At 39.6% G+C, this 14616-nt stretch carries 11 protein-coding genes; 3 read left to right on the top strand and 8 right to left on the bottom strand.

The window, feature by feature from the left end:
* Window positions 1-198 precede the first annotated feature (198 nt).
* Both hslV and hslU read left to right on the top strand, forming a co-directional pair.
* Window positions 199-780: an ATP-dependent protease subunit HslV gene (hslV, locus tag ACFIQC_RS04025; RefSeq protein ID WP_375611823.1), complete on the top strand. Its 582-nt coding sequence runs from the start codon at window positions 199-201 to the stop codon at window positions 778-780.
* Window positions 781-2091 carry an ATP-dependent protease ATPase subunit HslU gene (hslU, locus tag ACFIQC_RS04020; protein WP_375611822.1) on the top strand — a complete coding sequence of 437 codons (1311 nt, stop codon included), beginning with the start codon at window positions 781-783 and terminating at the stop codon, window positions 2089-2091.
* Window positions 2092-2110: 19 nt separating this feature from the next.
* Here the strand turns inward: hslU and ACFIQC_RS04015 are convergent, their stop codons facing one another.
* The 3 genes from ACFIQC_RS04015 to rpsO all read right to left on the bottom strand — a co-directional run bounded on the left by ACFIQC_RS04015 (window position 2111) and on the right by rpsO (window position 5889).
* Window positions 2111-3106, bottom strand: coding sequence for a class I SAM-dependent methyltransferase (locus ACFIQC_RS04015; RefSeq protein ID WP_375630005.1), 996 nt, complete (start codon window positions 3104-3106; stop codon window positions 2111-2113).
* A gap of 72 nt (window positions 3107-3178) precedes the next feature.
* Window positions 3179-5371 (bottom strand): polyribonucleotide nucleotidyltransferase, encoded by a 2193-nt coding sequence (gene pnp, locus ACFIQC_RS04010; protein ID WP_375630006.1) that lies wholly within the window; start codon window positions 5369-5371, stop codon window positions 3179-3181.
* Between the two features lie 248 nt (window positions 5372-5619).
* On the bottom strand, window positions 5620-5889 hold the full coding sequence (rpsO, locus tag ACFIQC_RS04005; RefSeq protein WP_375611819.1) for a 30S ribosomal protein S15: 270 nt from the start codon (window positions 5887-5889) through the stop codon (window positions 5620-5622).
* A gap of 311 nt (window positions 5890-6200) precedes the next feature.
* Here rpsO and ACFIQC_RS04000 point away from each other — a divergent pair, with 311 nt between their 5' ends.
* Window positions 6201-7829, top strand: a complete 1629-nt coding sequence (locus ACFIQC_RS04000) for an MFS transporter (protein WP_375639495.1) — start codon at window positions 6201-6203, stop codon at window positions 7827-7829.
* Window positions 7830-8289: 460 nt separating this feature from the next.
* On the opposite strand, the gene truB is transcribed toward ACFIQC_RS04000, so the two are convergent.
* The 5 genes from truB to nusA form a co-directional block, all read right to left on the bottom strand.
* Window positions 8290-9252: a tRNA pseudouridine(55) synthase TruB gene (truB, locus tag ACFIQC_RS03995; RefSeq protein WP_375646308.1), complete on the bottom strand. Its 963-nt coding sequence runs from the start codon at window positions 9250-9252 to the stop codon at window positions 8290-8292.
* Between the two features lie 4 nt (window positions 9253-9256).
* The gene (rbfA, locus tag ACFIQC_RS03990; protein WP_375639986.1) at window positions 9257-9664 is read right to left on the bottom strand and encodes a 30S ribosome-binding factor RbfA; all 408 of its coding nucleotides are present in this window, start codon (window positions 9662-9664) and stop codon (window positions 9257-9259) included.
* 121 nt (window positions 9665-9785) lie between these two features.
* Window positions 9786-12305 (bottom strand): translation initiation factor IF-2, encoded by a 2520-nt coding sequence (infB, locus tag ACFIQC_RS03985; RefSeq protein ID WP_375630007.1) that lies wholly within the window; start codon window positions 12303-12305, stop codon window positions 9786-9788.
* A complete protein-coding gene (locus ACFIQC_RS03980; RefSeq protein ID WP_375630008.1) occupies window positions 12302-12937 on the bottom strand; it encodes an RNA-binding protein in 636 nt (211 codons plus the stop codon). The genes infB and ACFIQC_RS03980 overlap by 4 nt, the downstream gene beginning before the upstream one ends.
* Window positions 12938-14569, bottom strand: a complete 1632-nt coding sequence (gene nusA / locus ACFIQC_RS03975; protein ID WP_375639482.1) for a transcription termination factor NusA — start codon at window positions 14567-14569, stop codon at window positions 12938-12940.
* Window positions 14570-14616: the final 47 nt, after the last annotated feature.

The following is a 14616-nucleotide window of genomic DNA, read 5'->3' as shown; positions in this document are numbered from 1 at the left end:
CTGTTTATATAAAGCTATTTAGCAGTAATTTACATTGACAACAATGATATCATTTTTCCAATTTTCAACAAATTGAGTTATGCTGAATCATTGTGTTTTGCTGTATATGTTCTTAAATAGGACAATAGTAATTGAGTTTTACATTGTATGAAAAGAAATCAATATTAAAAAGTAAAGTTAATATTAAGGAGTTTCCTTATGACAGAACATAAGCCAGACATAATGTATGGTACAACAATTATTACGGTACGAAAAGGTGGACAAGTCGTGATGGCCGGGGATGGTCAGGTCTCTCTTGGACAGACAATTATGAAAGGCAATGCACGTAAAGTGCGTCGTCTTGGAAAGAACGGAGTGGTTATTGCTGGTTTTGCTGGTGCTACGGCAGATGCTTTTACATTACTGGAGAGATTGGAAACAAAGCTTGAACAATATCCTGATCAGCTTATGCGTGCTTGTGTGGAACTTGCAAAAGATTGGAGAACAGATCGCTATTTGCGTCGTCTCGAAGCAATGATGCTCGTGGCTGATAAGAAAGTAACTTTGGCTCTAACAGGGCTTGGTGATGTCTTAGAACCAGAAGATGGGGTTATGGCAATTGGCTCTGGAGGAAATTTTGCTCTTTCAGCAGCGCGTGCACTCATGGATTTGGATTTAGATGCAGAAACTATTGCTCGTAAAGCTATGGCTATTGCCGCTAAAATTTGTGTTTACACCAATGATCATTTTACGATTGAAACATTGGATGCAGAATTATCTTCTTTAGAGAAAGCTATTTAAATGTGTGTTGTATTTTCCCCTCGTGAGACTGTTTCTGAACTTGATCGTTTTATTATTGGCCAAAATGATGCCAAACGCTCTGTAGCTATTGCATTGCGCAATCGGTGGCGTAGGCAACAGCTTGATGAGCCGATGCGTGAAGAAGTTATGCCAAAAAATATTTTAATGATAGGGCCAACAGGTGTTGGTAAAACAGGAATCGCACGTCGATTAGCAAAACTTTCTGGAGCACCTTTTGTGAAAGTAGAAGCGACGAAATTTACTGAAGTTGGTTATGTGGGACGTGATGTTGAGCAAATTATTCGAGATCTTGTTGAAATTGCCATTTCTCTTGTGCGTGAAAAGAAACGGGATGAAATAAAAGAAAAGGCTCACGTGAATGCTGAAGAGCGGGTTTTAGACGCCCTTGTTGGTAAAACAGCAAGTCCTGCTACCCGTGATAGTTTTCGTAAAAAATTGCGTGAAGGTGAATTGGATGAGAAAGAGATTGAAATTGAAGTCGCCGATAATAATAGCAATAGTGCTTCAACCTTTGATATTCCTGGTATGCCTGGGGCACAAATGGGTATTATGAATTTATCAGATATTTTGGGCAAAATGGGCAGTCGTACAAAAGTCCGTAAGACGACAGTAAAGGATTCTTTTAAACCGCTCATTGATGATGAATCTGAAAAACTCCTTGATCAGGAGCAAATTATTCAAGAGGCGCTTCGTGTTGCTGAAAATGACGGTATTGTTTTTATCGACGAGATTGATAAAATTGCAACTAGGGATGGTGGAGCAAGTGTTGCGGTTTCGCGTGAGGGCGTTCAACGGGATCTTTTGCCTTTGGTTGAAGGAACAACAATTGCTACAAAATATGGGCAAATCAAAACAGATCATATTCTTTTTATTGCCTCAGGTGCATTTCATGTTTCCAAGCCATCTGATTTATTACCGGAACTTCAAGGACGTTTGCCCATCCGTGTGGAGCTGAACCCTTTAACAAGGGAAGATTTACGGCGCATTCTAACGGAACCAGAAGCTAGTTTGATTAAACAATATATTGCTCTTATGGCAACAGAAGAGGTTCATTTGGAAATTACCGATGATGCAATTGATGCTTTAGCAGATATTGCTGTAGATTTAAATGCAAGGATTGAAAATATAGGGGCACGTCGTTTGCAAACAGTGATGGAGCGCGTTTTGGATGAGATTTCTTTCACTGCACCTGATAAAGCTGGAACATCGTTTAAAATTGATGCTGCTTATGTGAGAAAATCTATTGGCGAGCTTGCTGCTGATATCGATCTTTCACGTTTTATTCTTTGAAAGTTATTGCTTGTTCTGTTTATCTGCGTGCTTCGATAATTTTGAAACCATGGGCTTGTTCATGTATCAACACTGTGCGGAAAATATTTTTTAATAATGTTTCATAAGGCAGGTGGCGGTTTGCAACAAAAAGCAGACTGCCGCTTGGCTTTAAGCACTTTGCAGCATTTATAATAAAATTTTTTCCTAATGAAACATCTGTTGTTTGTTGTGTGTGAAACGGTGGATTTGAAATGATTGTGTCATATAGATTTGTGATAGGTTCATGTACAAGGTCATGCCAATAAAAATGAATTGGAAAAGGAGCTGTTATGGATTTAAGGTGCTGTTTTGCTGCTCTCAAAGCATTGTAGTCTGCTTCATAAAGGTCGAGAGCGGTGAGTTTTTCACTTCTTTCAAGCGCAACGTGAGAAAGATAACCCCATCCAGCACCAAAATCAGCCGTTTTTCCAGAAATAATTTTGAGCATATAAGAAGCAAGCGCAGCAGATCCTGGATCAATACGTCCGTGTGAGAACATACCAGAAGTGGTTTGAAATTTACCAAAAGTGAGCGGTGGTGAGCGCAATTGCGCAATGTTATGTCTCTCAATTTGTTGAGGAACTTGCAACCAAAATACAAGACCATGATTTTTAGACAATTTATTGGTGATGGGAACAATTGTTTTGACCCATTTTATCATTGAAGCAGCACCAGCAATTTTATCCCCACTGATTACAATCCATCCATTGGGTTTAACGCACTCTAATAAATCAAGAAAACAATTTTGGTTCAAACCACGATATTTGCTCAAATGTAAAAATGCACCATCATAGCTGAAAGTTTTATCTATTTGAGGAGAGCAGTGAAATTGAGTATCGACAAATTTTAAAAAATCTGGTCGCCAAGGCGTAATAACTTTTAAATTTTGTGCCCATTCTGGAGCTGGGATTTCTGTTAAACCAAAACTTAGCCAACACTGGTTTGGATCAGGATACGGGAGTTCATGATTTTCAAAAGGCAAAAATAATAACACATATGACTCTTTCAAAGAAAAATGCCACTCCAATGTTGGGATGGCATTTCATGATACGATAAGAGGAAAAACTTACTCTTCTTTCTTACGGCGGCGCTTATTTTCAGGTTGTTTTTTTTCATCCACGCACTTTTCTTCATTCATCGCTTTATCACCGGTGATTTCCTTTCCGGTTGTTTGATCAACAACCTTCATTGATAACCGAACTTTTCCACGCTCATCAAAGCCCATTAATTTAACCCAAACTTTGTCACCTTCTTTTACAATATCTGTTGTTTTGGTGACGCGTTCTGATGCAAGCTGAGAGATATGAACGAGTCCATCACGAGAACCAAAGAAGTTTATAAATGCACCAAATTCTGCAGTTTTTACAACTGTTCCTTGGTAGATAGCACCAACTTCAGGCTCATCGACAATAGAATGGATCCAACGTTTTGCTGCTTCAATGGTTTTAGCATCAGCAGAAGCAATTTTAATGGTACCATCATCTTCAATATTAATTTTTGCTCCAGTTTGTTCCACGATTTCCCGAATAACTTTACCACCAGAGCCGATAACATCACGGATTTTATCGACAGAAATATTCATAACTTCGATTCGTGGAGAAAATTCACTCAGCTCAGCACGTGCACTGGTTAAAGCTTTCGCCATCTCATTAAGGATATGGATTCGTCCACCTTTGGCTTGTTCAAGCGCGATTTTCATAATCTCTTCGGTAATACCATCAATTTTGATATCCATTTGCAAGGCAGTAATACCATTTTCTGTTCCTGCGACTTTAAAATCCATATCTCCAAGATGATCTTCATCCCCTAAAATATCAGAAAGAACAGCAAAGCGTTCTCCTTCTTTAATCAAGCCCATAGCAATACCAGCAACAGGGCGTGCTAGAGGAACACCAGCATCCATAAGAGCAAGTGAGGTTCCACAAACCGTTGCCATAGAAGAAGAGCCATTGGATTCAGTGATTTCTGAGACAGCACGAATGGTATAAGGAAAAGATTCTTTCGTTGGTAACATGGGGTGAATTGCCCGCCATGCCAATTTGCCATGTCCAATTTCACGACGACCTGGAGAACCAAGGCGTCCCGTTTCACCCACTGAAAATGGTGGAAAATTGTAATGGAGAAGGAATGTTTCCTTATACATTCCTGTCAAAGAATCAACATATTGTTCATCTTCACCAGTTCCCAATGTTGCAACGACAATCGCTTGTGTTTCTCCGCGGGTAAAGAGTGCTGATCCATGTGTGCGGGGTAAAATACTTACTTCTGATTGGATAGGGCGTACGGTAGAAAGATTGCGTCCATCAATCCGCTTTTGGGTATCAAGAATGTTTCCGCGAACAATTTTTGCTTGCAACTGTTTAAATACGGTTGCAATTTGATCTGCACTAAATTGACAGTCTTTTTCTGGTTCTGGCATAAATTTATTGAGGATTTCTGTCTTTAGTGCATCAATTGCAGCATAACGTTCTTGCTTATCAGTAATTGTGTAAGCCTTTCGTATATCCTGTTCTGCCATTTTCTGCATCGCTTTTTCAAGCTCAGAAAGATCTTCAGGAACAAAATCACGAGGATCTTTTGCAGCAACTTCAGCAAGCTTTATAATGGCATCAAGGACAGGTTGAAGGCCTTTGTGACCAAACATTACGGCCCCCAACATGATATCTTCCGGTAATTCTTGTGCTTCTGATTCAACCATCAAAACAGCACTTTCTGTTCCAGCAACAACAAGATCAAGTTTTGATTCAGGCATTTCATCGATATGAGGATTAAGAATATATTGTCCATTACAATAGCCAACGCGGGCACCGGCTATAGGCCCCATGAAAGGAACACCTGACAGGGTCAATGCGGCAGAAGATGCAATCATCGCAAGGATATCGGGATTGTTTTCGAGATCATGCTGTATAACGGAAACAATAACTTGTGTATCATTTTTATATCCCTCAACGAAAAGGGGACGAATTGGGCGATCAATCAAACGTGAAACCAAAGTTTCATTTTCACTTGGTCGACTTTCACGTTTTAAATAGCCCCCAGGTATTCGACCAACAGCATAGGATTTTTCTTGATAATTAACGGTGAGTGGAAAAAAGTCCTGGTCTGGTTTTGGGATTTTGGCCGATACAACGGTAGCTAAGACAATCGTTTCTCCATAGGTAGCAATCACTGCACCATCAGCTTGACGCGCTATTTTCCCTGTTTCAAGGGTGAGCGGACGCCCGGCCCATTCAATTTCTATCTTGTGCGTTTTGAACATTTTTTATCCTTAATGACCAGTGTTTAAATCTTTGATTGCTCACATTCTGGTTTTGCGTAGCATACTTCCAAGATCTGGGGTGGACAACATACTTTTTATCTTTGTTGCAAGAAAAGAGAAGTAAACTGCTTAAATGCGAAACGATGAGCAGTTCTATCCCATAATAACTTATCAGTTTTTAAAATTTTTAATTAAAAGCAACACGTTGAAAAAATGGGTGTTTTTTAAATACCACTTCCATTTTTCTTTTAGCGACGCAAACCTAATTTCTTTATAAGTGTCTGATAACGATTTTGGTCAACTCCTTTAAGATAATCAAGAAGACGCCGACGTTGAGATACCATCTTCAAAAGACCACGACGAGAATGATTATCTTTTTTGTGAGATTTAAAGTGGTTTGTTAAATTAGAAATACGTTCAGAAAGTACAGCAATTTGCACTTCTGGTGATCCTGTATCACCAACTTTGTTTGCGTATTCTGCGACAAGAGCTTTTTTACGTTCAGCTGTAATCGACATCGTATTATCCTTTCCAAAAACGAAGAAACATAAAGCCACCCATAGCCGAGATGTCGTTCAGCAAGGGTCTGTGAGAAAACAGGAAAAGTCGAAGACTCTTACCATTTTCGTTCTTATATAGGAAAGAAGGTTAAAATACTAGTCCTTGACAGCATTTTGAAGTCTTTCTTTAAATAAAAGCTTTTGTTTTGAAATATTGATTTAAATAGAGTTTTATGAGAAGTGTTTTAAACAATTATGCATCCTTTTGATACAAAGATTATGAGCGTGTATGTGGTAACAAAAGTGATAAATACCGTTGGAGGAAAAAGATGCAGAGCATTTCAACATTAAAACTTTTTCGTAATTCGGTATTTCGAAATTTATGGTCATCTACTCTTATTTCTAATTTAGGGGGGCTGATACAGGCTGTTGGAGCAGGGTGGTTAATGGCGTTGATTAGTTCTTCGCATTCCATGGTTGGGCTCGTTCAAAGTGCCACAACATTACCACTTGTTATGTTTTCTTTGATGGCAGGGGCATTAGCTGATAATTTTAATCGGCGTCAAATTATGTTGTGTGCACAGATTATGATGATGGTCATATCGATGAGTTTATCTGTTTTAGCCTATATGGGATTTCTAACACCTTGGCTTTTGTTATGTTTTACGTTTTTGATTGGATGTGGCACAGCTTTTTATAATCCTTCTTGGCAAGCAACGATAGGAGATATTGTGAGCAGGGAAAATATTCCTGCTGCTGTTAGTTTGAATAGTGTTGGCTTTAATTTGATGCGGAGTGTTGGTCCTGCTATTGGTGGTGCCATTATTGCAACTTTAGGGGCATCGGCTGCTTTTTTGTTTAATGCTATAAGCTATATTCCTCTTATTGGTGCGTTGTTTTTCTGGAAGTCGAATTATGAAAACAACTCATTGCCACGAGAAAGGCTGTTAGGAGCTGTCTCAGATGGTTTGCGTTATGTTGCGATGTCACCTAATCTCTTAAGTATTATGGTTCGAGCGTTCCTTTTCGGTATAGGAGCAATTTCGATTTTAGCACTTTTGCCAATTGTTGCACATAAAGTTCTTGGAGGAAGTGCCCTTCTTTATGGTACATTGCTCGGTTGTTTTGGGTTAGGAGCCATGACCGCAGGTATTATTAATGCAGTTGTACGGCATCATTTTCGTTCAGAAACAATTATTGCAAGTGCATTTATTGGTTTTGCCTTTTCTTGCTTTTTATTGGGAATCAGCCGTTCCCTGATTATAAGCCATATTGCTTTATTTCCTGCAGGGTTATGTTGGGTTTTGGCATTATCATTGTTTAATACATCTGTACAACTATCTACACCACGCTGGGTTGTTGCACGTTCTTTAGCACTTTATCAAACGGCATCTTATGGGGGGATGGCTATTGGAAGTGCAATCTGGGGAGTTTTGGCTGATGGTTATTCTCCAACAATTGCTTTGAGCGTTTGTTCTTTATTCTTGATTTTTGGTGCTCTTGCAGGGGTAAAATTTAGAATTCAAGAAATTCCTCAGATAGATTTAAATCCTCTTGATCATTTTAGAGAGCCGGAACTATTACTCGACCTCAAAGCAAGAAGTGGCCCGATCATGATAATGATTGATTACCAAATTCATGAAAATGAACTCGAAGAGTTTCTCAAAGTGATGACGCGTCGACGCCATATTCGATTACGTGATGGTGCGCGTCAGTGGGTCCTTTTACGAGATCTTGAAAGACCTGAATATTGGACAGAGGCTTATCATATGCCAACATGGGTAGATTATTTACGCCATAATCATCGTCGCACAAAAGCGGATGCAGAAGTCAATAAACGTCTGCGTCATTTAAATTGTGCTCCTAACGGTATAAGAGTGCACCGTATGATTGAACGCCAAACAATACCTCAAGCCAATGAGATGCTTTTAAAAGTTTCCTCTGATCATCTCCCTTAGGGTTAAAACAGTTTTTGTAAATATTACATATATTAATATTATTTCGATCAATTTGTTAGCGTAATCATAAAAAAATTGTTGTTTCAATATTTAATGAATTGATTTATAATGGTTATTTTTCATTTTTCATGTTGAGTGATAGATTCTGAAAATCTTAAGCTTTTCTCGTTTCAAATCTATTTAGAGTAAATCAGTCCATATCTTTGCTTGTACATTATAAACGAGGACTAAAGTATGAGTAAAAAACGATTGAAAAAGAAATAAAAAGCCTTTTATGAATCCTTTAAATGCAAGGATTGTTGCGACATTAAGAGGAAAAAGTGTGTGGTGGTGTTAGCTTATAGCACTGACTTAAATTTTGATATGAATACGGTAAATATAGACAATGAAAAGCACCATATTTTTCTTAATTGATAGAGAAAAATATCTTTCCGCAAAAGGTGGTTGGGAAAAGAATCGATTAAATTGTGAAAATCCGCTTTGGTTTAAATAGACCTTTGTCGAGAGTGCCAATAGCAAGAAGTTGTTCCTTATAGAGGACACAAATTTCCTCTTCATCAAGAGCTGCTTTGTGATGATTCAAGAGGATAGAATGGCCTCTTATAATTCTCTGTGCTTGAGTTTCATTAAGGATATAGTGAGGGAGGCAATCCAATGCGGCGCTTGTGTCAATTAAGAGCCCATCGAGTGTTGAGAAGTTTTTTTCAAAAGAACGATTATTCTCATCTGTAGTGTTTTTATTTGGCGGAATGGCCGCTTTTAGTTCCTCCCATGTAATGAGATCTTCTTCATCAAAAGGTGCGACGGCAATACGTCTTAAATCAGCAATATGCCCATAGCAACCGAGATCACGTCCCATATCGCGTGCTAAAGAGCGCACATAAGTTCCTTTTCCGCAGGTTATTTCAAAGACAGAATGCTCTTTAGTAGGCATTTCTAATAACTTGAAAGTTTCTATTTCCACTTCACGGGGCGGAATTTTAACAACTTCCCCTTCACGCGCTAAATCATAGGCACGATTTCCAGCAATTTTGATTGCTGAAAATTGTGGAGGTGTTTGCAAAATAACACCTGTATATTGAGGAAGAAGAGCAAGTATTTCTTCTTGTGTTGGACGTATGAGAGAAGTTTTCGTTATTTCTCCTTCTAAATCATCTGTTGAGCGCTCTTGCCCCCAAGCAATATGAAAACGGTAAGTTTTTTTGCCTTGCATCACGTAAGGGACGGTTTTGGTTGCTTCGCCCAATGCAATGGGAAGGAGACCAGAAGCAAGAGGATCAAGTGTACCCGCATGTCCTGCCTTTTGAGCATGGAAGAGCCATTTGATTTGTGAGACAGCTTCTGTTGATTTCATTCCTTTTGGTTTATCAAATATGACCCAGCCAGAAACAGGACGCCTCTTTTTCTTGTGTTGCCGCGCCATATCTTTAATCCTCATCTGTATCACTATGGTGAAGATCGCGCGCAACCTCAGGCGAGCGAAGGAGGGCATCAATTTTTGAAAAATTATCAAAACTATTATCAAGTCGGAAACGCAGTTCTGGCATATATTTCATTTGTCGCAACGCATGACTGATTTCTCCACGGAGAAAACGACTATGTTTATTGAGGGTATCAACAACATCGGTATGAGAAGCATTTTTAAGAGTGCTGAGAGGTGATACAAAGCAAGTAGCAATTTTTAAATCTGGTGACATGCGTACTTCAGAGACAGAAATAACAATATCTTTTAAGATATCATCAAGCAAAATATCACGCTGTAATATATGCGCTATTGCATGACGTACTTGCTCTGCTACTCTAAGTTGCCGTTGTGATGTCCCTGCATTTTTCATCAAAGTTTTATCCTTGCTACAAGATCTCTTTTTTGACCATTTAGATAAGGAAAAAGAGATATTGTGTATAAAACCTAATAACTTTTCTCATTTCACAACAGAGTAAAGTTATTGGATTATTTTATAATGTGCGATTAATATGTTCGATACGGAAGGTTTCAATGATGTCTCCTGCACGCATGTCTTCATAATTTTCAAAGGCTATCCCACATTCTTGACCACTTTGCACTTCATTGACTTCATCCTTAAAGCGTTTGAGTGTTTTCAGCTTTCCTTCGTGAATAACGATATTATCGCGGATAAGGCGAACACCGGCTCCTCGTTCTATTTTACCTTCTGTAACACGACATCCTGCAACTTTTCCAATTTTTGTAATGTTAAAGACTTCTAGAATTTCAGCATTACCAAGGAAAGTTTCACGCTGTTCTGGTGAGAGTAATCCAGACATAGCAGCCTTGATATCGTCAACAAGATCATAAATGATGTTGTAATAACGAATTTCAATTCCTTGTGTTTTAGCAAAATCACGTGCCTGCTTATTGGCTCGAACATTAAAGCCAATTACAGCAGAGTTAGAAGCTTCTGCAAGAGAAATATCACTTTCGGTAATTCCTCCAGCACCAGAATGTACAATACGCGCACGAACCTCGTCATTTCCGAGTTTTTCCAATGCTGAAGCGATTGCTTCAATTGATCCTTGAACATCTCCTTTTATAATAAGAGAAAAATCCTTAACACCAGTCGTTTGCAATTTTGTCATCATCTGTTCAAGAGAACCACGCGAACCAGTTTGCCGCGCAACAGCTTTATCACGTGCTAATCGTTGCCGATATTCAGAAATTTCACGCGCTTTTGCTTCATGTGTGACAACAGCAAAACGATCTCCGGCTTGTGGTGTTCCTTGCATGCCTAAAATTTCAATTGGTGTAGAGGGAACGGCCTCTTTGACATGGCGGCCATGGTCGTCAATCAAAGCACGTACACGACCCCATTCATTTCCAGCAACTATAATATCAGAAGGGTGTAATGTACCTTTTTGAACAAGAACTGTTGCAACAGACCCACGTCCGCGATCCAATTTGGCTTCAATGATAACGCCCTCTGCAGTTCGTTGAGGATCTGCTTTCAGATCAAGCATTTCAGCTTGAAGAAGGATAGCTTCGAGAAGTTTATCAAGATTTTGACCAGTTTTAGCAGAAACTTCAACGTCCAAAGTTTCTCCGCCCATAGTTTCAACAAACACTTCATGTTGTAGAAGTTCTGTACGCACTTTTTGTGCATTCGCAGCTGGTTTATCAATTTTGTTGATAGCAACAATGATAGGTACACCAGCAGCTTTCGCATGATTGATTGATTCAATCGTTTGAGGCATAACACTATCATCAGCGGCTACAACGAGAACAGCAATATCAGTAACACGAGCTCCGCGTGCACGCATAGCGGTAAATGCAGCATGACCTGGTGTATCAATAAAGGTAATTTTTTGACCGTTTTGTTCTACTTGATAGGCACCAATATGCTGCGTAATACCTCCTGCTTCGCCAGAAACAACATTTGCTTTACGAATAGCATCCAAAAGAGAAGTTTTTCCGTGGTCAACATGGCCCATAATGGTTACAACAGGGGCGCGCTGCTGCATGTTTTGAGGATTATCTATTATATTAAAAATACCTTCTTCTACGTCAGATTCTAAAACACGTTTAACAGTATGGCCAAATTCAACAGCGATGAGTTCGGCAACATCTGCATCAATAACATCGCCAGGTTTCATCATTTGTCCTTGTTTCATCAAGAATTTAATCACATCAACAGAACGCTCAGTCATACGTTGTGCAAGCTCTTGAATGGTAATCGTTTCAGGAAGAACAACTTCGCGAGAAATTTTTTCTCTTGGTTCTTGATTTTGTGCACGCTTAAACTTTTCCTGTCTACGCCGCATTGCAGCCATTGAGCGCCCACGTGCGGTTCCTTCTTCATCCAGTGCACTATTCAGAGTTAGCTTTCCACGTCTCCGCTCATCAGCTCCTTTGACAACTTTTGGTACACGTATTTCTGACTTAGCAGGATTAGCACGTCGACTATGCCGTTCTTCCTCTTTATTGTCATCTATTTTGCGTTTTTCAACCACGGTTGTGTGTTTAGGCGCAATAGGAATATCTGTCTGTTCAATGAGAGGGGGAACAGGTGGAGTCTGTACTGGCAATATTTCTTCTTCTTGTTGGAGATGTATTTCTTTTTCTTTAATTTCTTGCTGTAAAATTTCTTCACGCTCTTTAGCGCGTCTTGCTTCTTCTTCGGCTTGTTCTCGCGTTATTTTTTCTTGGATATGTGCTTCTTCTAACGCGCGAAGTCTCGCTTCCATTTCAGTTGATGAAAGATTGCTTTTGGTCACAGATTCTTGAGGCTTTTTCCCCTCAAAACGCGGTTTAGAACGCTGGGGGGCCACATGCGGCTTTGTAATGGGCTGTAGGGTTTCAGCTTTTTCATCAGGTCGCGTAATTTTACGCCGTTTGGTTTCGACAACGACAGCCTTCGTACGGCCATGACTAAAATTTTGTTTAACCGTGCTCGTTTCCAAGACAGACCTCTTGAGAGTTAGTGTCTTCTTGACGGTTGTTTTGTCGTTGTTATTTTCACTCATTGTACTTCCTTCACGGCTTGTGCCGTCATCTCACTAGACTTACTATGCTTGTCGTCACGATAGCTGATCAATTTACATGTTGTTTTGAGAAATCCTTCAGCAGCTTTTGTGTCCAGTAAGGCCGCGTGCATTACAGGATTAGAGCCAAAAGCCACTCGCATTTCATCACTTGTAAATAAAGATATGGTTTTTATAGTCCGATTTGTTTGTTGTTGTATTGAATGGATGGCCTGTGCAATTTTTCGTTTCCCATCTTCTGTTGCTTCTTTAGCATGAAGTACAAGAATAACTTTACCAGAGCGGATAGCAGCGTCAACCTTTGTTGCTCCCATAACAATTGCTCCCGCTTTTCGTGCCATGGAAAGGCTTGAAAGAGCGGCTTTTAGTAAAAGCGTATCAACAATATGCACAAGATTTGGTGCAACCTCAACATCTGTTTTAAAATTTCTATGAAAAGCTTTCTGTTTGATTGCTTTCTCAATAACAGCGTGATGGGCAGAAATCCAAACGCCACGCCCTGGTAAATTCGCTTTAAGATCAGGAACAATTTGGTTATTGGGACCAATAACAAAACGGATCAGCGTTTGTGCTGAAGCATTTTTTCGGGTCACAATGCAAGTCCGTTCGTTCATTTAAAGTGTATCCACATCCAAATCATCTGTTTTTTCATTTTCTGCAGAATTTTCATCTTCTACAGGACTTTCTGTAACAAGATCAGCTTGGTCTATCCAGCCTGCTTGTACACGTGCGGCTAAAACCATAGCTTCTGCATCTGCGCGTGTAATGTCAAAAGGGGTTAAAATACCAGAAAAATTCTGTGTTTGACCTTCTTTACGTTCTCTCCAACCAGCTAAATCATCAACGGCATAGCCAGCAAAGTCTTCTATTGTTTTTACACCATCTTCACCTACAGCAACCAACATAGCACTTGTCATTCCAGGAAGTGTTCGCAATTCGTCAGAAACTCCAAGCTTTTTGCGTTTTTCATCAAGTTCTTTTTCTTGATGATCAAGATATTCGCGGGCACGACTTTGGATTTCAGCGGCGGTATCATGGTCAAAACCATCAATAGAAGCGATTTCTTCAAGATCAATATAGGCGATTTCTTCAATAGAAGAAAAACCCTCTGATGCCATAACCTGTCCGATCATTTCGTCAACCTCTAAGGCTTCCATAAACAATTTACTCCGTTCAGTAAATTCTTTTTGACGATTTTCAGATTCTTCCTTTTCCGTTAAAATATCAATGTTCCATCCTGTTAGTTGCGAAGCCAAGCGAACATTTTGCCCACGTCGTCCAATAGCAAGGCTAAGTTGATCATCTGGCACAATAACTTCAATCCGTTCAGCATCTTCATCAAGGATGATTTTAGAAACTTCAGCAGGTTGCAGTGCATTAACGACAAATGTTGCCGCATCAGGCGACCAAGGAATAATATCAATTTTTTCGCCTTGTAATTCAGCAACAACAGCTTGTACACGACTTCCTCGCATTCCAACGCACGCTCCAACAGGATCAATGGAACCATCACGTGAAACAACGGCGATTTTAGCCCGTGAACCTGGATCACGAGCAACAGATTTGATTTCTATAATACCATCATAAATTTCTGGTACTTCCATAGTGAAAAGTTTTACCATAAATTGGGGATGTGTGCGTGAAAGGAAAATTTGCGGACCACGCGTTTCACGGTGTACATCATTGACAAAAGCACGAATGCGATCTCCATAGCGGAATGATTCACGAGGAATTAATTCATCACGGCGAACAATAGCTTCACCGCGCCCTAGATCAACGATGACGTTACCATATTCCACACGCTTAACTGTACCAGAAATAATTTCACCAACTTTATTTTTGAATTCTTCATATTGCTGATCGCGCTCTGCATCGCGTACTTTTTGTACAATAACCTGTTTAGCAGATTGTGCTGCGATACGTCCAAAATCCATAGGAGGTAAAAGATCAGCAAAAAAATCACCAATTTTTGCTTCTGCTTGACGTTTGAGAGCATCAGACAAAGTAATTTCCGTTGTATAGTCTTCAACGACATCAACGATTTTAAGCAGGCGCTGTAATTTAATTTCACCTGTTTTAGAATTGATTTCAGCACGAATATTGGTTTCTTGACCATAACGAGAACGTGCTGCTTTTTGAATAGCATCAGCCATCGCAGAAATGACAATTTCACGGTCGATTGACTTTTCACGTGCAACAGCATCTGCAATTTGCAGAATCTCAAGCCTGTTAGCGCTTGTAGCCATCAATTTTCTCCTTCTTTGTGCCACACGATGGGTATTTCCCAGTGATA

Origin of the sequence: Bartonella sp. AA126HLJHH (assembly GCF_042197425.1) — a bacterium.
Lineage (GTDB): Bacteria > Pseudomonadota > Alphaproteobacteria > Rhizobiales > Rhizobiaceae > Bartonella.
The sequence above is the reverse complement of the archived record's forward strand: the minus strand, read 5'-3'. Positions and strand labels throughout refer to the sequence as shown.

Excerpts from the sequence above, each read along its gene's own strand:
- hslV (WP_375611823.1), top strand. The coding sequence starts at position 199 with ATGACAGAACATAAGCCAGACATAATGTATGGTACAACAATTATTACG.
- hslU (WP_375611822.1), top strand. The coding sequence starts at position 781 with ATGTGTGTTGTATTTTCCCCTCGTGAGACTGTTTCTGAACTTGATCGT.
- pnp (WP_375630006.1), bottom strand. The coding sequence starts at position 5,371 with ATGTTCAAAACGCACAAGATAGAAATTGAATGGGCCGGGCGTCCGCTC.
- rpsO (WP_375611819.1), bottom strand. The coding sequence starts at position 5,889 with ATGTCGATTACAGCTGAACGTAAAAAAGCTCTTGTCGCAGAATACGCA.
- ACFIQC_RS04000 (WP_375639495.1), top strand. The coding sequence starts at position 6,201 with ATGCAGAGCATTTCAACATTAAAACTTTTTCGTAATTCGGTATTTCGA.
- truB (WP_375646308.1), bottom strand. The coding sequence starts at position 9,252 with ATGGCGCGGCAACACAAGAAAAAGAGGCGTCCTGTTTCTGGCTGGGTC.
- rbfA (WP_375639986.1), bottom strand. The coding sequence starts at position 9,664 with ATGAAAAATGCAGGGACATCACAACGGCAACTTAGAGTAGCAGAGCAA.
- infB (WP_375630007.1), bottom strand. The coding sequence starts at position 12,305 with ATGAGTGAAAATAACAACGACAAAACAACCGTCAAGAAGACACTAACT.
- ACFIQC_RS03980 (WP_375630008.1), bottom strand. The coding sequence starts at position 12,937 with ATGAACGAACGGACTTGCATTGTGACCCGAAAAAATGCTTCAGCACAA.
- nusA (WP_375639482.1), bottom strand. The coding sequence starts at position 14,569 with ATGGCTACAAGCGCTAACAGGCTTGAGATTCTGCAAATTGCAGATGCT.